Here is a 23238-nt window from a genome sequence, read left to right on the forward strand (position 1 = left end):
CTCGCGCTGTATTTCCTCTTGGGGTAATGGGTCCCTGCGTTCGCAGGGGCGACGGCGAGAGTTAGGACTGCTTCACCCGCATCAACAGCCCCAGCCCCGCAACGAAGAACACGACCAGCACGGCCATGCCGGCCTTCTGGCTCGCAGTCACCGCGGTGATCATGCCGATCAAGAGCGGTCCGATGAAGGACGTCACCTTCCCGGTCAATGCAAACAGGCCGAAATACTGCGCGATGCGATCCTTCGGTGCGAGGCGGATCAATAGCGTGCGTGAGGCGGCCTGCAGCGGGCCGCCGGCCGCACCGATCAGGCAGCCCAGCACGAGATAGGCGCGCTCGGCCGCGCTCGAGAACAGGGGAGCACCTGCTTGCGGCGGCGCGACCTTGACGAACAGGACGCTATCCTTGTCGACCATAAGGATCGCGGCCACGGCCAGCAGCAGGACCAGCAGAGTGCCGGCGATGACGCGCTTCGGCCCGAGACGATCGTCGAGCTTGCCGCCGAACCATGCGCCGAACGCGCCGGCAATCGCGAGCATGATGCCGAAGGTGCCGATCTGGATCGTGTGCCAGCCGAACGTACCGGCCGCATAGATGCCGCCAAACGCGAACAGCGACACCAGACCATCGGTGTAGATCATGTTGGCGAGCAGGAATGCCGCGAGCGATTTCCGCTTGGGCAGGCCTTTGATCGATTGCTTCAGCTCGGACAGACCTTCGCGCAGCGCTTCGCGCAGCGGACGCTTCGCCGGATAATCCGGCGTGAACAGGAACATCGGCGTCACGAAGATGATGAACCACAGCCCGGTCAGTGGTCCCGCGGCGCGGTCGCCCTGGTGAGTGGCGGGGTCGAGCCCGAACAGCGGCGTGAAGCCCAGCAGCGTGCGACCGGTCTCGGGATTTGCGGCGAGGAAGCCGAGAACGATGATCAGGCTGACGATGCCGCCGACGTAGCCGGTCGCCCAGCCGGTGCCGGAGAGCCGGCCGATGCGCTCCGGCGGCACCAGGGTCGGCATCATCGCATTGTTGAAGACGGTGGCGAACTCCGCACCGACGCTGGCAAGCGCGACCGCGGTGAGCAGCGAGGGAATGATGGCGTAATCGCCGGGTTTGCCGATCCACAGCGTGCAGGATGCCAGCACCAGCACCGCGCCGAATCCCGCGATCCATGGTTTCCTGCGGCCCGATGCATCCGCGATGGCCCCCAGCACCGGCGACAGCAAGGCGATCGCAAGGCCCGCGGCGGCCATTGCAAAGCCCCACAGCGACTGGCCGGCGGCGGGATTTGGCGCGACGCTGGTGGCGAAATAGGGCGCGAATACGAAGGTCGTGATCAGCGTGAAATAGGGCTGCGCGGCCCAGTCGAAGAAGATCCAGCTGACGACGGCGGCACGCGGCGGATAGGTCCGCGGCGCGCCGGCCATGCGCGCATCAGGGGCGATCGTCGTCATCACGCAGTCCTCATCACGAACAGTTTTGTCTCTCCTGGAGCAAACCGTATAGCATTGCAGCGAGGCGTGTGAACCGGCCCGAGGCCGCGGCGGAAGTTTTGATGATGTCATCACATTCGACACGGCGGATATTCTTCGCCTTCATAGCCACCCTGGCGTTCAGTGTCGCTCCCGCGACCGCTCAGGATGCGCGGAGGGGCTATGTGCCGCCCGCGCGCGACACGGTACGCGCCGTCGCCGCCGAGCACGGCATGGTGGTGGCGCAGGAGAAGTTGTCCGCGCAGATCGGCGCCGACATCCTGCGGCGCGGCGGCAATGCGGTCGACGCTGCGGTCGCGACCGGCTTTGCGATGGCGGTGACCTACCCGCGCGCCGGCAATATCGGCGGCGGCGGCTTCATGGTGATCCATTCCGCCGATCGCAACGAAGACATCACGATCGACTATCGCGAGACCGCGCCGGCCGCGACGACGCCGCAGATCTTCCTCGGCGCAGACGGCAAGCCTGACACGACGAAGTCACGGGATTCCGCACTCGGCGTCGGCGTTCCCGGCACAGTCGCGGGCCTCGCGATGGCCTTGGACAGATACGGCTCCGGCCGGTTCACGCTGGCGCAACTCCTCGCGCCCGCCATAGCGCTCGCACGTGACGGCTTCATCGTCAGCGACGACATTGCCGATACGCTGCCGAGTTGGCACCGGCGGCTGGCACGCTGGCCTTCCTCGGCCAGGATCTTCTCGCGGCCTGATGGCACGCCGCTGGGCGAAGGCGACCGGCTGGTGCAGGGCGATCTCGCCGAAACGCTGTCGGCCGTCGCCGCGCTGGGGCCGCGCGGCTTCTACGACGGGCCGGTCGCGGAGAAACTCGCCAGGGCCGTGACCGACGCCGGCGGGATCATGGCGCCGGCCGACCTCAAGGCCTATCAGCCGGTCATCCGCGCGCCGGTGCGCGGCACCTATCGCGGCTACGACATCGTCTCGATGCCGCTGCCATCGTCAGGCGGCGTGGTGCTGGTGGAGACGCTCAACATCCTCGAGGGCTTTCAGCTGGCCGATTTGAAGCAGGGATCGCCGGCGTCGCTGCATCTGCTGATCGAGGCCATGAAGCGCGCCTATGCCGATCGCGCGCGCTATCTCGGCGATCCCGCCTTCGTCAACGCACCGATCGAGACGCTCATCGCGAAGGACTACGCCGCCAAGCTGCGCGCGGGTATTTCTACCGAACGCGCCACGCCGTCGCAGGAGCTCGTGTCCGCTTCCGCCGCGCCGCGTGAGGGCAGCAACACGACGCATTTCTCCGTCGTCGATGCCCGTGGCAACGCCGTCAGCAACACTTATACGCTGAACTTCAGCTATGGCGTCGGCCTCGTCGCCGACGGCACCGGCGTGCTGCTCAACAACGAACTCGACGATTTCACCGCAGCGGTCGGCGCATCCAATGCCTATGGCCTCGTAGGCTTCGAGGCAAATCTGCCCGGTCCCGGCAAACGGCCGCTCTCATCGATGTCGCCGACCATCGTGCTGAGGAACGGCAAGCCGGTGCTGGTGACGGGCTCCCCTGGCGGCAGCCGCATCATCTCGACCGTGCTCCAGGTGATCGTGAACGTCCTCGACTACAAGATGGATGTCGCGGCCGCCGTCGCAGCGCCGCGGCTGCATCACCAATGGCTACCGGATGAGGTGCGCGTCGAGCGTGGCTTTCCCGACGACGTGCTGCTCACGCTGAAGGCCATGGGCCACCTCGTCGTCGAGCCGATGGGGCAGACATCGGCGAATTCGATTCTCGTGACGCCGAACCGATTGCTTGGCGCGGCCGATCCGCGGACGCGCGGCGCGGAAGCGGCGGGGCAGTAGCCCGCTCTCCCTGCATGGCACGGCAGCGCGCGCCGGCTTGCTCGGGCCGGCGTGCGTGCTACCACCGCCCAGCCAAAGCAATTGCCGGGAAAACACACATGACCACCGCCGGTCCGAACCAGCGCATCGAACGCGCCGAGATCGATGACACCAGCCTGCTCGCCTTCTATCGCGACATGAACACGTCCGAGCGGCGGACGTTCTGGGCCTGCGCTGCGGGCTGGGCGCTCGACGGCATGGACTTCATGATCTATCCGCTGGTGATCGGCACCATCATCGCCCTGTGGAAGGTCGATGCGGCCTCGGCCGGCCTTGCCGGCACGGTGACGCTGCTCGCCTCCGCCATCGGCGGCTGGCTCGGCGGCTATCTCTCCGATCATATCGGGCGTGTCAGGACGCTCCAGATCACCATCATCTGGTTCTCGTTCTTCTCTCTGGTCTGCGCCGTCGTGCAGAATTTCGATCAGCTCCTGATCGCACGTGCCGTGCTCGGTCTCGGCTTCGGCGGCGAATGGGCGGCGGGTGCCGTGCTGATGGGCGAGGCGATCCGGCCGCAATATCGCGGGCGCGCGGTTGGCTCGGTCCAGTCGGGCTGGGCGGTCGGCTGGGGCCTGGCCGTGCTGTCGCAGGCGATCCTGTTCTCGGTCTTGCCGGCGGAGACGGCGTGGCGCTGGATGTTCGTGATTGGAGCGCTGCCGGCACTTCTGGTGTTCTACATCCGCCGCTCTGTCACCGAGCCAGAGATCGCGGCCGAGGCCCGCGCCAGGCGGGCGGAAACGGGCAGTCATCCGAAACTCTGGGAGATCTTCACCTTCCCGATCGTGAAGACCACGGTGCTTGCGTCGCTGATGGCGACGGGCTGCCAGGGCGGCTACTACGCCGTCACCTTCTGGGTGCCGCAATTCCTGACCAAGGAGCGGCACCTGTCGATCGTCGGATCGACCGGTTATCTCGCGACGCTGATCATCGGCTCCTTCATCGGCTATCTCGTGGGCGCGTGGCTCGCCGACCGGATCGGGCGGCGCAACCTGTTCCTGATCTTCTCGCTCGGAGCCATGGCGGTGGTGCTTCTCTACACACAGCTGCCGCTGACCAACGAGATCCTCTGGATACTCGGTTTCCCGCTCGGCTTCTTCGCCTCGGGCTATTTCTCCGGGCTTGGCGCGTTCCTGACCGAACTCTATCCGACGCGGTTGCGCGGCTCGGGCCAGGGCTTCTGCTACAATTTCGGCCGCGGCATCGGCGCGCTGTTTCCATTCCTCGTCGGCGCGCTGTCGGCGACGACATCGCTCGCCAATGCGATCGCGATCTTCGCGGTGGTGGCTTACGCGGTGTTCTTCATCGCCGCCTTCGCGCTGCCGGAGACACGCGGGCGCGTGCTGCACGCGGACTGACCTGTCATCCCTGGGCACGCGAAGCGTGAACCCGGGATCTCGAGATTCCGGGTCCGGTGCTACGCACCGCCCCGGAATGACGGGAGACAGGCCTACCGCCCCACCTGATACGGCCCGCCTCTTTCCAGCGCGCGCGCATACGCCGGCCGGGCGTGGATACGCTCCAGGAACGCCATCGCCTTGGGATGGCCCTGCTCGAGCCCACCGCGCGCTTGGGCTGCTTCCAGCGGAAAGCTCATCTGGATGTCGGCTGCGGTGAACTCGCTGCCGGCGAACCACTCGCTCTTGGCAAGCTCGCCTTCCCAATAGTCCATGTGTTGCTTCAGCTGCGGATTGACAAGCGCGGTCAGCGCCTGGTTGCAGACCTTGCGCACCAACGGGCGCAGCAGGGCGGGCGCGCGCTTGGGCATCAGCGTGAAAAGCAGCTTGAGCAGCAGCGGCTGCATCGCGGATCCTTCCGCATAGTGCAGCCAATAGGTGTACCGCAGCCGCTCCGGCGTGTTCGGCGGCGGGATCAGCCGGCCATCGCCGTGGGTTGCGATGAGATATTCGATGATCGCGCCTGACTCGGCAATGGTGTTGCCGTTGTCGGTGATGACAGGCGACTTGCCGAGCGGATGGATGGCCCGCAGTTCCTTCGGCGCGCGCATATCCGGCTGGCGTTGATAGCGCACGATCTCGTAGGGAACGCCCAACTCCTCGAGCAGCCACAGCACGCGCTGCGAACGGGAATTGTTGAGGTGGTGAACGGTCAGCATTTTGAGGTCCTTGGCGCTAGGCGTGTCGGTCGGCTGCGCCGTTCGTGCCAGCCCGGGAACACATTGTCGAGGCGCCGGTGCGGATATTTTCACCCGGGTATATTGACGTCGATAATTTACCCGGATATTAAGCTGCCACCACGGTCAATATGGCAATGATTCCAATGCAAGGGACCTACACAGCCTTCGCCGGCCAGCGCCGGCTGGCCTCAGGGACGGCGGGCGAAGTCGCGCTTGCCGTCAAGCGCGAGACGCAGCCGCTGGACCAGCCGATCATCATCTTCGACGACGGGACGGGCCGGTCGGTCGATTTCGACCTGCGCGGCAACGATCATGAGGTGCTGGCGCGGCTGGCGAAGCTCATGCCGCCGGCCGAGACGGTCGAGGCACCCGCAGAGCCGCGCGGCCGCGGCCGGCCGAAGCTCGGCGTGGTCGCGCGCGAGGTGACGCTGCTGCCGCGGCACTGGGAGTGGCTCAACGCACAGGCCGGCGGCGCCTCGGTTGCACTGCGCAAGCTGGTCGACGAGGCCAGGCGCGTCAGCGGCGACAAGCACCGCGCGCAGCAGGCGCGCGATGCGGCCTATCACTTCATGTCGACCATGGCCGGCAACCTGCCGCAGTTCGAGGAGGCCTCGCGCGCACTGTTCGCGGATGATCGGCGGCGCTTCACCGGACTGATCGCCGATTGGCCGACTGACATCCGCGACCACATCGTCAAGCTCGCCTACAGCGACCGCGCGTAAACCGCGCGGCCGCTCTTCACAACCCCATCGACGGCCGAGCCGCGCATTGCGCGGCAACGGCTTCGCACGCCCTGATGAAAGGCCGATCCATGTCCGCTCCAAAACCGCTCTGGACCACATTCCTGCGCTTCCTCGCCCCCTTGATGCTGAGCAACGCCCTGCAATCGCTGTTCGGCACCGTCAGCAATGTCTATCTCGGCCAGATGATCGGCGTCGACGCGCTCGCCGCAGTCTCGGTCTTCTTCCCGGTAATGTTCTTCCTGTTCGCCTTCGTCATGGGACTGAGCACCGGCGCCACCGTGCTGATCGGCCAGGCCTTTGGCGCGGGCAAGCACGGCCAAATCAAGATCATCGCGGGTACGACACTCGCAGTCGGCTTGCTGCTGTCGATTTCGGTTGCACTGATTGGCGGGCTCTTCAGTCGTCAATTGATGATGGCGCTCGCCACGCCCGCGGACATTCTCGATGCGGCCAGCGCCTATGCGAGGATCATGCTGCTGACCATGCCGCTCGGCTTCGTCTTCCTGCTGATGACGGCGATGATCCGCGGCGTCGGCGACGCGCTCACGCCATTGTTGGCGCTGGCGATGTCGACTGCGATCGGCCTGGTCCTGACGCCATTGCTGATCCGCGGCGCGTCCGGATGGCCGGCGACTGGCATCACCAGCCCGGCATGGGCGGCTGCGATCTCGAACGCACTCACGCTGATCATGCTGGCCGTCCATCTGCTGCGCAAGAAGCACGCGCTCGCGCCGGACGCGGCGCTGCTGCGTCACCTGCGGCTGAACGGCACCGTGCTCGGAAAGGTTCTCGGCATCGGACTGCCGAGCGCGATCGGCATGGTGGTGATGGCGATCGCCGAGCTGGTGCTGCTCGGCCTCGTCAACGGCTATGGGTCCGACGCCACGGCCGCGTACGGCGCCGTCAACCAGGTGATGGGCTATACGCAGTTCACGGCGATGTCGATTTCGATCGCGGTCTCGATCCTCGGCGCGCAAGCTGTCGGCAGCGGTGACAGGACATCGCTCGATGGCATCGTCCGTACCGGCCTCACGTTCAACATCGTCCTGACCGGCGGGCTGGTGACGCTGATCTATCTCGCCCCGCGCGCCGTGCTTGGTATCTTCATCACCGATGGCGCCGTCCTCGATCTGGCGAAAGGGCTGCTGTACATCGCCTTGTGGAGCTCGGTGCCGTTCGGCCTCGCCACGGTGTTTTCAGGCGCGATGCGTGCGGCCGGTGTCGCGTTCACACCGATGCTGCTGTCGATCTTCGCGATTGTCGCGATCGAACTGCCGGCCGCGGTGATCCTGAGCCGCACGGTCGGCCTTGCGGGCGTCTGGGCTGCCTATCCCATCGTGTTCTGCGCCATGTTCGTTTTGCAGATGGGCTATTACCTCCTGGTGTGGCGCAAGCAGGCGATCCGGCGTCTGGTCTGACTCAAAGTATTATGATCATCATTAAACGGTGGACCTGCGGGGCATGCTGCGCCACAATGGGTGAAAGCGTCCTCAGGGAGAATGAGTTTGACCCGCACCGCCCCGCAGTTCCTGTTCGATTTCGGCAGCCCGAACGCCTATCTCAGCCATCTCGCGATTCCGGCGATCGAGCAGCGCATCGGCGTCAAGTTCGAGTACGTCCCGATCCTGCTCGGCGGCATCTTCAAATCGACCAACAACAAGTCGCCGGCCGAGACCCTCGCCGGCGTCAAGAACAAGCGCGAATTCCAGCAGGTCGAGACCGAGCGCTTCATCAAGCGCTTCAAGGTCCAGCCCTATGCCTGGAATCCGCATTTTCCTGTCAACACGCTCAACCTCATGCGCATGGCGATCGCAGCGCAGCTCGAGGGCGTGTTCGAGCCCTATGTCGAAGCCGCCTTCCACCATATGTGGTGCGAGCCGAAGAAGATGGACGATCCTGACGTCGCGGCCAAGGCGCTGGCGTCCTCCGGGCTCGACGCGCAAAAGCTGTTCGCCCGCGGCCAGGAGCCCGAGGTGAAGGCCAGGCTGATCAAGAACACCGAGGAGGCGGTAGCCCGCGGCGCGTTCGGCTCGCCGACCTTCTTCGTCGGCAACGAAATGTTCTTCGGCAAGGAGCAGCTGCGCGAGGTCGAGGAGACGGTGAAGGGCGAATAGGGAATGGCGAATAGTGGAAACGTGACTCGCATTTCATTGCGCGTTGCCCTATTCGCTAGTCCCTATTCGCCATTCGCCAAGAACAATAGCGGAGTTCTCCCATGCGTGTCCTCGTGGTCGGCGCCGGCGCCATCGGCGGCTATTTTGGTGGCAGGCTGTTGCAGGCCGGCCGCGACGTCACCTTCCTGGTCAGGCCACGACGCGCCAGCGAGCTCGCGAGCGCGGGCCTCGTCATCAAGAGCCCGAACGGCGACGTGACCTTGAGAAATCCGCCGACCGTGCAGGCGGACGCGCTGAAGGACAAGTTCGACGTCGTGCTCTTGAGCTGCAAGGCGTTTGACCTCGACGATGCCATCAGGTCGTTTACCGCGGCGGTCGGACCGAACACCGCGATCATTCCGATGCTCAACGGCATGAAGCATCTCGACACGCTGGATGCCCGGTTCGGCAAGGAACGCGTGCTCGGCGGCCTCTGCGCCATCGCCGCGACCTTGAACGAGAAGCGCGAGGTGGTGCAGCTCCAGCCGATGCAGTCGATCAATTACGGCGAGCGCGACGGCAAGATGTCGGACCGGGTGAAGGCGATCGACGAGGCCTTCAAGAGCGGCATCACTGGCGCCACCGCCAGCCAGAACATCATGCAGGACATGTGGGAGAAGTGGGTGTTCCTGTCCTCGCTCGCGGCGTCCACCAGCCTGATGCGCGCCTCGGTCGGCGACATCCTTGCGGCTCCGGGCGGCCGCGATTTCCTGCTCGGCATGCTCGATGAGACCAGCGCGATCGCCACCGCGTCGGGCTATCCGCCGGGCGGGCCGTTCTTCGAGCGGGTGAAGGGCAACCTCACCACCGAAGGCTCGCCGATGACGGCCTCGATGTTCCGCGACATCAAGGCAGGCCTGCCGGTCGAGGCCGATCACGTGATCGGCGATCTCATCGCGCGCGCAGATGCCGCCAAGGTGCCGGTGCCGAAGCTGCGCATCGCGTACACGCATCTGAAGGCGTATGAGAAGCAGCGCGCGAGCTGACCACAAGCTCGGTTGTCGTCCCGGGACGCGCGTAGCGCGAGCCCGGGACCCAATCACAGGCAGCAGTTTGTTGCGCTGCTCCCACTCCGAATCATCGCAAAACGACTTCCTGTGGGTATGGGTCCCGGATCTGCGCTACGCGCGTCCCGGGACGACAGCGGAGTTTGTGGCAACGGCTCCGCTGCTATTTCAAATGCGCGAGATAGTGCGAGACGGTCGTGATTTCCTCGTCGCTCATGTGATAGGCGACGTCGGCCATCGCCGCGACGCCGCCGCCGACGCGCTGGCCGGCTTTGTAGTCGTGCAGCGCCTTGACCAGATATTCCTCGCGCTGACCGGCGAGCCGTGCGACTCCCTTGGTGCCGGCAAAGCTATCCGTATGGCATGAGGCGCAGCGGCGGCCGGCGGCAACCTGCGCGCCTTTCTTCGAGAGGTCAGGGTCCTTGTCCTCCGAGCCTTTCGGCGGCGTCAGCTGCGAGAAATAGGCGCCGAGATTGCGGATGTCCTCGTTGGTGATCTCCTCGACGATCGGTTGCATCTGCTCGTTCTTGCGCGAGCCGGCGCGAAAGAACACGAGCTGCCATTGCAGGAATTGATCGGGCTGGCCGGCCAGTGAAGGGATGTTCTCGGTCTGCGAGATGCCGTTCTCGCCGTGACAGCCGGCGCACACCTGCGCCTTGGCCTTGCCGGCAGCGACGTCGGCGGCACGCGTGGCCGGCGCAACCAGAAGGGTGGCTGCCAGAACTCCAAACCAGACTGCTCGCATGGATGATCTCTCCGACTGTCATTTGCCGGGCTTGCCCCGGCAATCCATCCCGTTTTTGAAAGGCTTCTCGATTGATGGATGCCCGGATCAAGTCCGGGCATGACGAACGTGTTCCGCTGTGAGCCTGCCGCGTCAAACAAAAGGCCGCGGCGCCTTCCGGCCACCGCAGCCTCGTGTCGTGCGCGCGCTACTTCTTGCTGTAGCTGATGCGATAGATCGCCCCGGCCCAGTCGTCGGCGACGAGGATCGAGCCATCCTTGGCGAGGATGATGTCGTCGGGACGACCGAGATAGCCCTGGTCACCCTCGATCCAACCGGAGGCGAACACCTCCTGCTTGGGGTTCTTGCCGTCGGGCCCGACGATCACGCGAACGATGCGGCCGCCCTGGTACTTGTGCCGATTCCAGGAGCCGTGCTCGGCGATCAAGATGTTGTTCTTGTACTCGGCGGGGAACTGGTCGCCGGTGTAGAACTTCATGCCGAGCGGAGCGACATGGGCGCCGAGATTCAGCACGGGCGGCGTGAACTCGGAGCACTTGTGGCCCATCGCGAACTTGTCGTCCGGCAGGTTGCCCTGGTGGCAATAGGGATAACCGAAATGCTCGCCGATCCTGTTGATCATGTTCAGCTTGTCTGAGGGGAGATCATCGCTGATCCAGTCGCGGGCATTCTCGGTGAACCAGTACTTGCCGGTGCGCGGATCGACGTCGCCGCCGACCGAGTTGCGGACGCCGAGGGCCCAGATTTCGGCGTTGCCGGTCTTGGGATCGACGCGCCGGATCTGCGAGACGCTGGTCGGCGGGATGCCGATGTTGAAGGGCGGTCCGAACGGAATGTAGAACCAGCCTTCCTTGTCGACCGCGATGTACTTCCAGCCATGCGCGGCATAGGACGGCATGTCGTCGTAGACGACCTTGCCCTGCCCGAGATTGTCGAGATTGGCTTCGGCGTTGTCGTAGCGGATCAGCTTGTCGACGGCGATGACGTAGAGCGCGCCGTCCTTGAAGGCGAGACCGGTGGGCATGTTCAGGCCCTTGAGGACGGTCTTGACCTCCTTCTTTCCGTTGTTGTCCTTGATGGCATAGACGTTGCCGAGGCCGAAGGAGCCGACGAACAGCGTGCCCTTGTCACCCCAGGCCATCTGCCGCGCGGCCAGCACGCCCGAGGCATAGACCTCGATCTTGAAGCCCGGCGGCAGCTTGATCTTCTTGACGATATTGGCGAGCTCGGCGTCGGAGGCGCCGGTTGGCGGGCCCGAGGGCGGCGCGAGGCCCTTCTGAGCCTCGGTCTCGTCGCCAAGGAACCAGTCGTCCGGCGGGTGTGTCCAGAACTCCTTGGTGCCGGATTCGTATTTCTTCAGCGCCCGGTTCTTGTCCTGCTGTTGCGCATTGCCAGCGCTCGTCCCTGCGAGAAGGGCAGCCGCTGCAAGCGCCAGAACGGATTGAAAGACGGATCGATGGAATTTCATCGCGTCACTCCCCTAAGGCAGCCGTGAGGGCTGCGCGTTATTTTATTTTGCCAGTCGAGAGGCGAAGTCGTGGGTCCGTCGGAACGACAGACGCAAAAAGGTTAGCACATCTGCGAACGGTGAGAAGCGCGACGCCTGCACCGCGTTCGCGCTCCGAAAAAATTGAGACGGAATGTCAATAAGCGGGCGAACGCCGCGACGACGACGCTCTCGCTGCAACGCGGAATCGAGAAGGCGCCTGGATTCCTTTCAGACGGCACGAGGGTGGACACGCAAAAGCGCGAAAACAACCCCATGCACAGTAGAACGGTCCAGGCGGCGTTGCTCGTGGTGACGCCGGGCAGGCATTTGAGCTGTCGAGCAAAATGGCAAACGCGGCGCTTACGAGGCGACGGGGTAGGGCCCGTCGTCGAACACCGTATCATGATAGCCTTTGGAGCCGATCTCGCGCGCCAGCGCGCTGCGAAAATCCTGTCCGACGCGCAGGCTGTGCAGCACATGCGCGAAGTCGAATTCGGGCCGCCAGCCCAGCTCGCGCCGCGCCCGCGCGTTGACATAAACCCGGTCGATCTCCGGGAAGAGCCGCCAGCCGCGTGCCGCATAGAGCCGCGCGCACTCCGGATAGAGCTCGCGCACGACACCGGCCGCATCGCGTGCAAGCGCCGCGAGGTGGCGCGGCTCGAACGGGCTCGTCGCCGAGACGACGTAGCGGGCGAACCCGATCTTCGCCGCGCGCTCGATGGCCAGCAGATGCGCGCCCACCGCGTCCGCGATATCCAGCCGGCGATAGAGCAGCTCGTTGGCCTGCGCGTTCTCGAGCGCGTAAGCCGAGCGCATCGCCGGATCATCGTCGTCCTCCGGAAAGAAGCGCGAGGTCCGCAGGACGACGACCGGCAGGGCGCGCTCGCGAAAGAACAGCTCGCAGAGATTCTCGGCCATCAGCTTGGTCGTGCCGTAGATGTTCTTCGGGACGGGCGGCAGATCCTCGGCGACCCACACCGCGGCCTGTCCCGCCTCGGGGCGGAGCTGCGAGCCGAACGCGCTGGTGGTGCTGGTGAAGACGAAGCTCTTCACACAGGCCGCCGCGGCCGCCTCGAGCAGATTGAGCGTGCCGGTGACATTGGTGTCGACGAAGTCCTGCCTGGAGTGGGTCGCCACATGCGGCTTGTGCAGCGTCGCGGTGTGGATCACGGCGGAGACGCCGTCCATCTGCTCCCGCACGAACGCGGGATCGACGATCGAGCCGACGGCGGCGGTGAAGGGGGAGGGCTTCAGATCGAGCCCGCGCACGGGCAATCCGCGCCCGCGGAGCGTTCGGACTATGGCCTCACCGAGGTGGCCCGCGCTGCCTGTGATCAGGATTGTCATTTGACACCCAACAATACAGCGGCCAGCGCCGCGGAAAACCGCGGCCCGACCCGGTTTGGCTGGATGCTCTGGGAAAAATTGGAGCGGGCGAAGGGGCTCGAACCCTCGACCCCGACCTTGGCAAGGTCGTGCTCTACCACTGAGCTACACCCGCATCCTGTGTCGGTCGCGTGACGCGCCGGCAACGGCTGTCGTATGCCAAAAGCGGACAGGGAATGCAACAGCTACCGGCGGCATAGATTCGCAATCGGAGACCCCATATGGACCCCGAATGCGACGAAACCGCCCGAAAGAGCCCCGGAACCGGCGAATCGGGTCGCCTGGATTGAAATTCGGCCCGTTCGGCCCAATTTAGGAGCCGACAACGAGCATATGATGTGGCGGCGTGCTAAAGAGCAGCCATTCCAGACATGACGAGGGGATCCCGTGACGATCATCGACCAGGGTAACGGAGCGGCGGGCCCGGCTGCGGCCGACCTGATCAAGGACACCACCACCCAGACCTTCGTGAAGGACGTGATCGAGGAATCGAAGCGCCAGCCGGTGCTGATCGATTTCTGGGCGGAGTGGTGCGGCCCCTGCAAGCAGCTCACGCCCGTGCTGGAGAAGGCGGTGAAGGCGGCCAAGGGCAAGGTCAAGCTGGTCAAGATGAACATCGACCACCATCCGGCGATCCCGGGCCAGATGGGCATCCAGTCGATCCCGGCCGTGATCGCCTTCGTCAACGGCCAGCCGGCCGACGGCTTCATGGGCGCGGTACCGGAGAGCCAGGTCAATGCCTTCATCGAGCGGCTGACCAAGGGTGTCACCGCGCCGGGCGAGGTCAATGTCGCCGAGATCGTGCAGGAGGCCGAAGCGGTGCTCGCCGAGGGCGACACGGCGGCGGCGGCGCAGATCTACGCCGAGGCGCTCCAGCATGATTCGACCAATATCGCGGCGCTTGCCGGCCTTGCGAAGTGCTACACCGTCTCCGGCGCGATGGAGCAGGCCAAGCAGACGCTGGCCATGGTGCCGGAATCCAAGCGCAACGATCCGGCCGTGAAGGCCGTGCAGACCGCGATCGATCTCGCCGAGCAGGCGAAATCGCTTGGACCGGTCGCCGAGCTGGAACAGAAAGTCGCCGCAAACCCGCTCGATCATCAGGCCCGATTCGACCTCGCCACCGCGCTCAACGCGCAAGGCAACCGCGCAGCGGCGACCGAGCAGCTGCTCGAGATCGTCAAGCGCGACCGCAAGTGGAACGACGACGGCGCCCGCAAGCAGCTGGTGCAGTTCTTCGAGGCCTGGGGCGGCACGGATGATGCAACCGTCGAGGGACGCAAGCGTCTGTCGACGGTCCTGTTTTCATAGGGACGTACTGGCAACGCCAGGGGGACCGGGCAGATGCCGATCAACATCGAATATCGCGGGCCCGCCGACCTCCCGGAGATCATTCCGGTCTTTCCGCTGCCGGGCGCACTGCTGCTGCCCCGCGGCCAGATGCCGCTCAACATCTTCGAGCCGCGCTACCTTTCGATGGTCGACGATTGCTTCCGCGACGGCCATCGCCTGATCGGCATGATCCAGCCCGACGTGGCGCACTCGCCGAAGAATTCCGACAAGCCGGCGCTGTTCCGCGTCGGCTGCGTCGGTCGCATCACCCAACTCGCCGAATCCGGCGACGGCCGCTACATCCTCGAGCTCACCGGCGTCGCGCGCTTCAAGGTGGTCGAGGAGCTCGACGTGCTTACCGCCTATCGGCAGTGCAAGGTGGATTTCTTCGCCTTCGTCGACGATTTCACCGCCCGCATGGGCGAGGACGAGGTCGATCGCGAAGCGCTGCTGGCGGTGCTGGCGGACTTTCTGAAGGCCAACAATCTCAAGGTCGACTGGGAAGGCGTCGAGAGCGCGCCCAACGAGGCGCTGGTCAACGCGCTGGCGATGATGTCGCCCTATGGCCCCGCGGAGAAGCAGGCGATGCTGGAGGCGCCCGACTTGAAGACCCGCGCCGAGATCCTGATCGCCGTCACCGAGATGGATCTCGCCAAGAAGCGCACCAGCGGCGATCCGCCGTTGCAGTGAGGCACTGCAAGCTCCATCATGCCCGGGCTTGTGCCGGACAAGCCCACGGCCATGACGAGGAGGGAATGTCGCCTTCAAAAATTCTACGAATGATGCCGGATGCGCTTGCGCCCGGTGATCATCGCGCGGATCAGATTCTCGCGCTGGAGAAGTCCCATCAGCACCACGCCGGCAACGTGGAGCACGACCAGGACGATGACGGCGTCCGACGAATAGTGGTGAGTGTCCTCGACCCACCAGACGCCGAAGAAGGTGACGGTCACCGACATCGCGCCCGTGATCGCCGAGACGGCGAGCGAGACCAAGAGCGCGACCAGCATCAAGGTGCCGGCGGGATTGAGCCCGATATAGCGGCCGGTGATGCCGCGGCGCAGATTCCAGAGATAGCGAGGCGCCGCGCGAAGCCTGACCCCGACCATCCGGAAGCGCGAATAGCGGCTTCCCCAGAAGCCCCAGACCAGGCGAAAAGCGAGTAGTCCCAGCACCGTATAGCCGGCTACGCGGTGAAGGCCGTCATGAACCGTCGGCGTGAACCACGCGACCAGAACGCCGGCCGCGAGAGCCCAGTGCCATAGGCGCAGCGGGAGATCCCAGACCGCGAGCGTCCGCGAAACAGTTCGCTCGGCGGGGGTCCGGTCGGACACCCCGCGCGCGTCTGGCGCTTGTTCGATCAAGCGAAGACCACCCTCAAGCCTAGCTGTGCGCAGATTGCGTCGCGCGACCGACGTCGCAGTTCACTTGGCGATCGTGTGCTTCAGGCTGAGATCTTCGGGGCTGTAGAACAGCTCGTAGAGCTTGCCTTCCTTGACGCCGTAGACCTCGTAGCACGAGCCTTCGATCTTGGACCGCCGCACTTCATAGCCCAGCGCCTTGGCCTTGGCTTCGGCTTCGCTGGCCGGCTTCCACGACGCCTTGTCGAGCTTGGTGCAATCCTTGAAGCCGTCGGCCATGGCGGCCGACCCCATGCTCGTCCCGACCGTCAGTGCAATGGCAACAACACGAATGACCTTCACGAAAATCTCCTCCTCTGTCGTGCGCGCTACGCGAGCCGCGAAGCGGAACTGAAGGAAGCAAAGGTGATGGTGAAGTCAATCCGGTACGAGGCCATTTGCATTTAGAGTTGTTCTAACGATCGCCAAAAGATCAGCGCTCTCCGCATGCAGCATGCTTTCGCTGGATCGCTGCGGCCTTACGCCTCACGGGTCGGATGGACTGCTCACCTCGCCAGTTGCGCTAGGCCGCACTTCGCAGTCCCGGATAGTTGCGCTGCAGCCAGTCCTCCCAGCGGAGACGTCCGCGCGCGCCATGGCTGACGACCAAGCCCATGCCGCGCGCCTTCGCCTCGGACAGGCCGATTGGCAGGATCTTCCGGTGCAGCCGCCTTGCATCCCTGTATTGGCGGACGATGGCAACGAGATCGAGCGCTTCGGGGCCGCCGATCTCGGCGCGCGCGCCGCGCTGCCCGTCGAACGCACAAGCCAGAACGTGATCGGCGACATCCGACGTAGCGACGGGATCGAACAGCGTCGTCGGCACCGGCCACACCGGAAGCCAGACGAGGCCCGAGAGCAACTTGTCGAGCAGGTAATAGAACGGCATTGCGCGAACGATGGACCAGGGCAGCGCTGACGTACGCACCAGCCGTTCACCCGCGAGCTTGACCCGCGCGTAGGGCAGGGTCGCTTGGTCGAGCCCGACGATCGAAACGTGCAGGAAGTGCCGGATGCCGGCCTCCCCGCAGAGCGACAGCAGCCGCTCCGTTCCCTCGACGTCCACGGCGGAGGGCGATCTGAAGAAATCGATCGGACGTATGCCGCCGCGCCGTGCGATCGGCGAATGCGTCGCCGCGTTGATGACCGTATCGACGTCGCGCAGTGCTTCGCGCAACCCGGCGCCCGTGGCGAGATCGCCTGCGGCCCATTCGACGTCCGATCGCATGCCCGGCGATCGCGCAAACACCCGGACGCGACGGCCGTCGCGAACCAGACGATCGACGATATCCCGGCCGAGATGACCTGTGCCGCCGGTGACGAGCGTCAGCGTCATGCGAAACTCCATCTTGGCGCACGACGTTCCAGATTGCTCCTGACCGCTTCGCGATGATTGACGGATCCAAGCAGTCCGGCCTGTTCAGCGGTCTCCGCAGCGAGACCGGACGCCGCGTCGCAAGTTGCGGACAGGTTGAGCAGTCGCTTGGCGGCACGGATCGCATCGGGGCTGCGGCCCGCAATGTCGCGCGCCGTGGCCAGCGCGGCGGCGACGGGATCATCGGCAAGCCGCGTCGCAAAGCCGTAAGTCAGCGCTTCGTCGGCCGAAAAAATGCGCCCGGTGTAGGTCAGCTCCCGCACCACATCCTCGCGCGCGAGATGGCGCATCAATTGCGTGCCGCACATATCCGGCACCAGACCCCATTTGGTCTCGATGACCGCGAGCTTGGTATCGGGCGCGAGATAGCGCAGGTCCGCGCCGAGCGCGAGTTGAAGGCCGCCGCCGAAGGCAACGCCGTGCACCGCTGCGATCACCGGCACGGGCAGCTCGCGCCAGAGCCAGACGAGGTGCTGGGCATAGTTCGCAATGCCGTGGGTTCGGCGTGTCAGGTCGACGGATGGGAGCAGCGGTTCGTGCTTCACCGTGGCGAGAAGGCGGTCCAGATCGAGGCCTGCGCAAAATGCGCGGCCCTCGCCGGAGAGAACGGCGACGCGGATGTCATTGCGCGAGCGAAGCTGCGTGCCGGCGTCAACAATCGCCTCGAACATCGCGGGGTCGAGCGCATTCATCTTGTCCGGACGATTCAGCCGAACATGGGCCACGCCATCGTCGATGGACAGACGGACACGGTCGCTCATCGTGCTTCTCCTGTGGCTTGCATCGCGGGTTCAGTATCCAGCGATCGCCAGCGCAACCACGGCGGCGAGAGCCTTCCAGCCGAAGCCGCGGCCGCGCGACCACCAGGCGTTGGCGACGGCTGCAAAACCGTAGACGGTGACAATCGTCGCGACGATCCAGTGCCGCGCGCTGTCCGATCCCAACATGGGGGCGGCAAGCAGGAGCGCGCCGCCGCCGATCCAGGCGACCGTCCCGGCCTGCCAGACCAGCCGGATCAACGTGCGCAGGCTTTCCGGGGTGATGGTCGCCTTGGCGAACACCTTGGTTTCGCCCAGCACGCCATGGATCAGGGCGACCACGATTCCCGCGGCGCCGGCACATTGCAGCAGCAGATCACGCATCAGCAGACCTCGCCCGATATCCATACACTACTGTATGGACAGATAGGCGCTGGCCGACCGCCTGTCAATACACTAGTGTATGGTCGGACCCGGGAACCCGACATGACCGAACAGCTCTCCGCCGACGACTGGATCAAGGAAGGCCTCAAGGCGCTGGCCAAGAGCGGCTTCACCGCGCTCAAGGCCGATCCGCTGGCAAAGGTGATGGGCGTGTCGCGCGGCAGCTTCTATTGGCATTTCGCCGATCTCGGTGCCTTCCAGGCCGCGGTGCTGAAACGCTGGCGCGAGATCGCGGCGGAGCAGATCATCGCCGACGTCGAGGCCGCCGGCGACGAGCCGCTGACGGCGCTGCTGCGCAGGTCGTTCGGCGCGCGGCTCGATCTCGAACGCGCGGTGCGCAATTGGGCGGCGTTCGATGCGGCGGCGCAAGGCGCCGTGCGCGCGATCGACCGCCGCAGGCTCGACTATATCGAAGGCCTCCTGGAAGAGCGTGGGCTCACCCCGGCGGCGGCCCAGGCCCGCGCGCAGATCCTGTACTGGACATTTCTCGGCTTCGCGCTGTCGGGCCCGCCGGTGCCGGCCGCGCGGCTTCAGGCCCTGCTCGACGAGCTCCTGGCGATGGTCTCCGCCTAGAGTATCCCGATCGCACTGCGATCTTGGCTCGCGATGGGCGGGCGCGAATTTCCATGCTAAAGGCAACCGACTGCCGGAGATCCCAATGAACGCGCCCACCGAACGTCCCGAAGCCAGCGTCGATCCGAAATTGCTGGAGATTCTGGTCTGCCCGCTGACCAAGGGCCCGCTGGAGTTCGATCCTGCGAAGCAGGAGCTGATCTCGCGCAGCGCCAAGCTCGCCTATCCCATTCGCGACGGCATCCCGATCATGCTGCCGGAAGAGGCGCGCAAGATCGATTGATCTCGCGTCGCTTGAATGGGGCACTATGGCCGCGCCACATTCTCGCTGTCATCCCCGCGAAAGCGGGGTTCCATAACCACAGGCAGTGGTTGTGGCACGAGGCTGGCAACTCCGCGTCTTCGCAAAACTGTTGCTGCGGCGTATGGGTCCCGGATCTGCGCGCGCCTATGGCGCGCTTGTCCGGGACGACAGCTGAGTATGCGGTAAGAACACGCGCTACAACGCCTCGCCCTTCAGCAATCTTGGTACCTCGCCGGTGAGCCCGGCGGCCTGGCGGATGAAGAGGTTCTTCAGCGGCGGGGCGCGGTCGACAAGGCCGAGGCCGATGTCGCGCACCGTGCGCAACAGCGTCGACTGGTTGGAGAACAGGAAGTTCAGCGAGTTGGTGGCAACGCCCATCGCCATGGTGTCGAAGCGGCGCCAGCGCTGGTAGCGTTCGAGCACATCCGCCCCGCCGATATCCATGCCGAGCCGCGCGGCATCGACCACGACCTCCGCCAGCGCCGCGACGTCCTTCAGCCCCATGTTGAGGCCCTGGCCCGCGATCGGGTGGATGACGTGGGCGGCATCGCCGACCAGCGCGAGGCGCTCGGCGATGAAGGAACGCGCGACGAAATAGGACAGCGGAAACGCGCGAGGCTTGTCGAGCGCCTTCACCTCGCCGAGATGCAGGCCGAAACGCTGCTCGAGCTCACTGTGAAATTCTTCGTCGCTGAGCGCAACGATGCGCGCGGCCTCGGCTCGGCGCTCGGTCCACACCAGCGACGAACGCTTTCCCGACAGCGGCAGGATCGCGAACGGGCCCGCCGGCAGGAAATGTTCTTCGGCGCGCCCCTCGTGATCGCGCTCGTGGCCGACGGTGACGACGATGCCGGACTGGTCATACTCCCAGCCATGAGTGGCGATGCCGGCGCGCTCGCGCAGCTTCGACCGCGCGCCATCGGCGGCGATCAAAAGGCTCGCGGCGATCACGCTGCCGTCGCCGAGCGTCACGTCGATGCCGTCTGCGCGCGCATCGTAGGACGCCACCGTGGTGGCGCGAAGATCGACGCCCTCGGCTTCGGCGCGCACGACCAGCGCATCGATCAGGCGGCGGTTCTCGACCATGTGCGCAAAGGGCTCGCCGGGAGCGACGTCGCCGGCAAAATTCAGGAACACCGGACGGGTGGCGTCCTCCAGCCTGGAATCGGTGACGACCATGTCGAGGATCGGCTGGGCCTCGCTCCTGACCCCGTCCCAGGCGCCGATCGCCTCGAACAGGCGACGGCAGGCGGCGACGATCGCCGTGGCGCGGGGATCTCGGCTCGGCCGTGTGCCGAGCGCGGGATCGGCGACGATGACGGGAATCTCGGGCCCGAGCCCCTGGCGCAGCGCCAGGGCCAGCGCAAGCCCTGCAAACGCGCCGCCACCGATGACAATGCTACCCTGTACCGACATACCAAGTTTCCCGGTCAATTCTCGGTCTTGCTAGCAGACTTGAGCTGGGCGAAACAGTGCGGTGAAACAAGGGCAGCTTCTTCCTGTCATTCCGGGACGCGCAAAGCGCGAACCCCGGAATGACGAGGTTTTGGCTCGAGATTCCGGGTTCAATGCTCCGCATCGCCCCCGAATGACGACAAGGCGAAAGCACCATCATGTCCAAAAGCCTGATCGACCTCATTTCGATCCTCGACCTCGAACAGCTCGAGGTGAATCTGTTCCGCGGCAACAGCCCGAAGACGAGCTGGCAGCGGGTGTTCGGCGGCCAGGTGATCGGGCAGGCGATGGTCGCTGCCTGCCGCACCGTCGAGGGCCGGCTGCCGCATTCGCTGCATTGTTATTTCATCCTGCCGGGCGATCCGCAGATCCCGATCATCTATCAGGTCGAGCGCCTGCGCGACGGCAAGAGCTACTCGACCCGCCGCGTCACGGCGATCCAGCACGGCAATGCGATCTTCTCGATCATGGTGTCGTTCCACGCCGAGGAGGAGAGTGCGTTCGACCATCAGGACGGGATGCCCGATGTGCCGCCGCCGGAAAAACTCACGGCGGAGGAGGTTGCGAAGCAGCCGATGTTCAAGGAGATGCCGGAGTTCATCCGCCGCTACTATGAATCCGATCGTCCGATCGAGCTGCGCCCGGTCGAGCTCGGCCGCTATTTCGGCCAGAAGATCGACGACGGCCGCATTCACGTCTGGATCAGGACCGCAGCGAAGCTGCCCGACGATCCGGCACTGCATATGTGCGCGCTTGCCTACGCTTCCGACTTCTCGCTGCTGGATGCGATCATGGCGCGCTATGGTCGAACGCTGTTCGACAAGCGCATGATGCCTGCGAGCCTCGACCACGCGATGTGGTTTCACCGCCCCTTCCGCGCCGACGAATGGCTGCTCTACGCCCAGGATTCGCCGAGCGCCCAGGGCGGCCGCGGCCTGACGCGCGGCTCGATCTTCAAGCCTGACGGCACGCTGGTCGCCTCCGTCGCGCAGGAAGGCTCCGTGCGCGAGCGGAGGGCATAGCTCCATCGGCGCGATAGATCGCGCTCATGGCTTTCCGGGTCACGCTCCGAGCGAGCCGCGCGGAACGAGCTCGGTCTGGGATGCGAACCAGTTCATGATCCAGCGATACACCCACGGAATCGGGATGATGAGGCTGCTCAGGATCGCGGCGACGATGCCGCGCCAGAGGATGTCGAGACCACTGCCCTTGAAGACGATCTCGCGGCGTGTGCCTTCGATGCTGCGGCAGAACCAGCGCATCTGAGCCGCAGCGACCCAGGCCCAGCCGATGATGGTGATAATCGAGATCGCGAACAGCAGATTCCAGCCGATATAGGCCCAGATCGAGCCGGTGAAGCTCAAGCCCAGCGGCTGCCCGTTGGAGGCGAGGTTGGCGACCATCCATTTGATCAAGAGCCAGTAGAGAACCAGCTGGACGATGAACAGCAAATTGCTCAGCAACTGACTGCCGAGGTAGCCGATCACGATCGCCAGGACGATGAAGCCGAAGAACCAGGGCACCAGGGCCATCGCAGTGCCGGTGAAGCTGAAATTGGGCCGGCCCGGGACCTTCACGCAGGACACGATCCATTTCGTGTACCAGACGAACACCCACGGCATCGGGATGATGAAGCACATGCCGATCAGCATCACGATGCTGCGCCAGGTGAATTCCAGGATGCCGAAATCGACCGCCAGCGAGCCGCCGCTGCCCGTGCCGGCGTAGCCGCCGGAACCCATCATCGGCGGGCCTCCGGCCGGCATCATCGGCGGCGCGCCGCCGCCTCCGATCAGGCCGGGGATTTCTGCGGCCTTCTGCCAGCCGGCCATGCCCTCGGTCCATACCAGCGTATCCGGGCGCACGATGCCCTGAGCGACGAGATCGCGGAATTGCCCTTCCGGAAAAGGCCCCTGCTGCTTGCCCTCGGATGCGTAGAACCAACTCGCCATGAAGCGTCCCCCAAAACACTTATGTACCGCTCGACCGGTGCGGGTTCACTGTTTCCATGCCAAAAATGCATTGTGAATGATGAACGGTTGCCCTGTACAGAGGCGGCCGTTCACAAGCCCAATCGTTTTTCCGCTTCAATCTGCAACTTTTTTATGCCATTTGCCCGGAAAGATGCCAGATTGACGCTGCGCCGGGGACATACGGCGCGGCGCATCCCGGGGAATAGGCCTGACCATGAAACTCGTCGTCGCGATTATCAAACCCTTCAAGCTCGATGAGGTCCGCCAGGCCCTGACCGCGATCGGCGTCCACGGCATGACCGTGACCGAGGTGAAGGGTTACGGCCGGCAGAAGGGCCACACCGAGATTTATCGCGGCGCCGAATATGTCGTGAACTTCCTGCCCAAGCTGCGCATCGAGATCGCGGTCGCCTCCGACGTTGCGGACAAGGCGGTCAGCGTGATCACCGCGACCGCGCGCACCGGGCAGATCGGCGACGGCAAGATCTTCGTCACGCCGATCGACCATGCGCTGCGCATCCGCACCGGCGAAACCGACAGCGACGCGCTCTAGATTCTGGTTTTGACGCGTTTTCTTCAAGCGAACCGGTATCCACTTCGCTTGAAAACGCTTTGATCTTCTTCG

24 protein-coding genes and 1 tRNA gene are annotated in these 23238 nt (G+C 65.0%); 12 read left to right on the forward strand and 13 right to left on the reverse strand.

Going from position 1 to position 23238, the window contains the following annotated elements:
* Positions 1-61 precede the first annotated feature (61 nt).
* A complete protein-coding gene (locus tag XH87_RS14770) occupies positions 62-1450 on the reverse strand; it encodes an MFS transporter (RefSeq protein ID WP_271587857.1) in 1389 nt (462 codons plus the stop codon).
* A 101-nt stretch (positions 1451-1551) separates the two neighbouring features.
* Here XH87_RS14770 and ggt point away from each other — a divergent pair, with 101 nt between their 5' ends.
* The gene (ggt, locus tag XH87_RS14775; RefSeq protein ID WP_271587858.1) at positions 1552-3303 is read left to right on the forward strand and encodes a gamma-glutamyltransferase; all 1752 of its coding nucleotides are present in this window, start codon (positions 1552-1554) and stop codon (positions 3301-3303) included.
* A gap of 98 nt (positions 3304-3401) precedes the next feature.
* The gene (locus tag XH87_RS14780) at positions 3402-4697 is read left to right on the forward strand and encodes an MFS transporter (protein WP_271587859.1); all 1296 of its coding nucleotides are present in this window, start codon (positions 3402-3404) and stop codon (positions 4695-4697) included.
* A 92-nt stretch (positions 4698-4789) separates the two neighbouring features.
* On the opposite strand, the gene XH87_RS14785 is transcribed toward XH87_RS14780, so the two are convergent.
* Positions 4790-5455 carry a glutathione S-transferase family protein gene (locus XH87_RS14785; protein WP_271587860.1) on the reverse strand — a complete coding sequence of 222 codons (666 nt, stop codon included), beginning with the start codon at positions 5453-5455 and terminating at the stop codon, positions 4790-4792.
* A gap of 164 nt (positions 5456-5619) precedes the next feature.
* Between XH87_RS14785 and XH87_RS14790 the strand changes: the two genes are divergently transcribed.
* The 4 genes from XH87_RS14790 to panE all read left to right on the forward strand — a co-directional run bounded on the left by XH87_RS14790 (position 5620) and on the right by panE (position 9358).
* Positions 5620-6198, forward strand: coding sequence for a DUF2239 family protein (locus XH87_RS14790; protein ID WP_271587861.1), 579 nt, complete (start codon positions 5620-5622; stop codon positions 6196-6198).
* 89 nt (positions 6199-6287) lie between these two features.
* Positions 6288-7637 carry an MATE family efflux transporter gene (locus XH87_RS14795; protein ID WP_271587862.1) on the forward strand — a complete coding sequence of 450 codons (1350 nt, stop codon included), beginning with the start codon at positions 6288-6290 and terminating at the stop codon, positions 7635-7637.
* 87 nt (positions 7638-7724) lie between these two features.
* Positions 7725-8333 (forward strand): 2-hydroxychromene-2-carboxylate isomerase, encoded by a 609-nt coding sequence (locus tag XH87_RS14800; protein ID WP_271587863.1) that lies wholly within the window; start codon positions 7725-7727, stop codon positions 8331-8333.
* A gap of 101 nt (positions 8334-8434) precedes the next feature.
* A complete protein-coding gene (gene panE / locus XH87_RS14805; RefSeq protein WP_271587864.1) occupies positions 8435-9358 on the forward strand; it encodes a 2-dehydropantoate 2-reductase in 924 nt (307 codons plus the stop codon).
* 184 nt (positions 9359-9542) lie between these two features.
* Here panE and XH87_RS14810 read toward each other — a convergent pair whose 3' ends face one another.
* From XH87_RS14810 to XH87_RS14825, 4 genes are all read right to left on the reverse strand, one after another.
* Entirely contained in the window at positions 9543-10124 is a 582-nt protein-coding gene (locus XH87_RS14810) for a c-type cytochrome (protein WP_271587865.1), read from the reverse strand.
* A gap of 187 nt (positions 10125-10311) precedes the next feature.
* A complete protein-coding gene (locus XH87_RS14815) occupies positions 10312-11592 on the reverse strand; it encodes a PQQ-dependent sugar dehydrogenase (RefSeq protein WP_158669383.1) in 1281 nt (426 codons plus the stop codon).
* Positions 11593-11973: 381 nt separating this feature from the next.
* Positions 11974-12960: an NAD-dependent epimerase/dehydratase family protein gene (locus XH87_RS14820; protein WP_271587866.1), complete on the reverse strand. Its 987-nt coding sequence runs from the start codon at positions 12958-12960 to the stop codon at positions 11974-11976.
* Between the two features lie 79 nt (positions 12961-13039).
* Positions 13040-13114: transfer RNA gene (locus XH87_RS14825), tRNA-Gly, on the reverse strand.
* Positions 13115-13386: 272 nt separating this feature from the next.
* Here XH87_RS14825 and trxA point away from each other — a divergent pair.
* Positions 13387-14310 carry a thioredoxin gene (gene trxA / locus XH87_RS14830; protein WP_035703183.1) on the forward strand — a complete coding sequence of 308 codons (924 nt, stop codon included), beginning with the start codon at positions 13387-13389 and terminating at the stop codon, positions 14308-14310.
* Between the two features lie 33 nt (positions 14311-14343).
* Complete coding sequence (locus XH87_RS14835) at positions 14344-15021, forward strand: LON peptidase substrate-binding domain-containing protein (RefSeq protein WP_035703185.1); 678 nt, start codon at positions 14344-14346, stop codon at positions 15019-15021.
* 83 nt (positions 15022-15104) lie between these two features.
* Here the strand turns inward: XH87_RS14835 and XH87_RS14840 are convergent, their stop codons facing one another.
* From XH87_RS14840 to XH87_RS14860, 5 genes are all read right to left on the reverse strand, one after another.
* Complete coding sequence (locus XH87_RS14840) at positions 15105-15695, reverse strand: cytochrome b/b6 domain-containing protein (protein ID WP_271587867.1); 591 nt, start codon at positions 15693-15695, stop codon at positions 15105-15107.
* Positions 15696-15755: 60 nt separating this feature from the next.
* Positions 15756-16034, reverse strand: coding sequence for a PepSY domain-containing protein (locus XH87_RS14845; RefSeq protein ID WP_271587868.1), 279 nt, complete (start codon positions 16032-16034; stop codon positions 15756-15758).
* A gap of 220 nt (positions 16035-16254) precedes the next feature.
* Entirely contained in the window at positions 16255-17067 is an 813-nt protein-coding gene (locus tag XH87_RS14850; RefSeq protein ID WP_271587869.1) for an SDR family oxidoreductase, read from the reverse strand.
* The gene (locus tag XH87_RS14855; protein WP_271587870.1) at positions 17064-17867 is read right to left on the reverse strand and encodes a crotonase/enoyl-CoA hydratase family protein; all 804 of its coding nucleotides are present in this window, start codon (positions 17865-17867) and stop codon (positions 17064-17066) included. The genes XH87_RS14850 and XH87_RS14855 overlap by 4 nt, the downstream gene beginning before the upstream one ends.
* Positions 17868-17897: 30 nt before the next feature.
* A complete protein-coding gene (locus tag XH87_RS14860; protein ID WP_035703203.1) occupies positions 17898-18248 on the reverse strand; it encodes a hypothetical protein in 351 nt (116 codons plus the stop codon).
* Between the two features lie 102 nt (positions 18249-18350).
* On the opposite strand from XH87_RS14860, the gene XH87_RS14865 reads away from it, so the two are divergent.
* Positions 18351-18881, forward strand: coding sequence for a TetR/AcrR family transcriptional regulator (locus XH87_RS14865; protein WP_271587871.1), 531 nt, complete (start codon positions 18351-18353; stop codon positions 18879-18881).
* An 85-nt stretch (positions 18882-18966) separates the two neighbouring features.
* Positions 18967-19164 carry a Trm112 family protein gene (locus XH87_RS14870; protein WP_035703192.1) on the forward strand — a complete coding sequence of 66 codons (198 nt, stop codon included), beginning with the start codon at positions 18967-18969 and terminating at the stop codon, positions 19162-19164.
* Between the two features lie 216 nt (positions 19165-19380).
* Here XH87_RS14870 and XH87_RS14875 read toward each other — a convergent pair whose 3' ends face one another.
* Positions 19381-20601 carry a ubiquinone biosynthesis hydroxylase gene (locus tag XH87_RS14875; protein ID WP_271587872.1) on the reverse strand — a complete coding sequence of 407 codons (1221 nt, stop codon included), beginning with the start codon at positions 20599-20601 and terminating at the stop codon, positions 19381-19383.
* A 197-nt stretch (positions 20602-20798) separates the two neighbouring features.
* Here XH87_RS14875 and tesB point away from each other — a divergent pair, with 197 nt between their 5' ends.
* Complete coding sequence (tesB, locus tag XH87_RS14880; protein WP_271587873.1) at positions 20799-21662, forward strand: acyl-CoA thioesterase II; 864 nt, start codon at positions 20799-20801, stop codon at positions 21660-21662.
* A gap of 39 nt (positions 21663-21701) precedes the next feature.
* On the opposite strand, the gene XH87_RS14885 is transcribed toward tesB, so the two are convergent.
* Positions 21702-22592, reverse strand: a complete 891-nt coding sequence (locus XH87_RS14885; protein WP_271587874.1) for a DUF4339 domain-containing protein — start codon at positions 22590-22592, stop codon at positions 21702-21704.
* 235 nt (positions 22593-22827) lie between these two features.
* Between XH87_RS14885 and XH87_RS14890 the strand changes: the two genes are divergently transcribed.
* Positions 22828-23166 (forward strand): P-II family nitrogen regulator, encoded by a 339-nt coding sequence (locus XH87_RS14890; RefSeq protein ID WP_028176997.1) that lies wholly within the window; start codon positions 22828-22830, stop codon positions 23164-23166.
* The last annotated feature ends 72 nt before the right edge of the window (positions 23167-23238 follow it).

The organism is Bradyrhizobium sp. CCBAU 53415 (genome assembly GCF_028128735.1).
Lineage (GTDB): Bacteria > Pseudomonadota > Alphaproteobacteria > Rhizobiales > Xanthobacteraceae > Bradyrhizobium.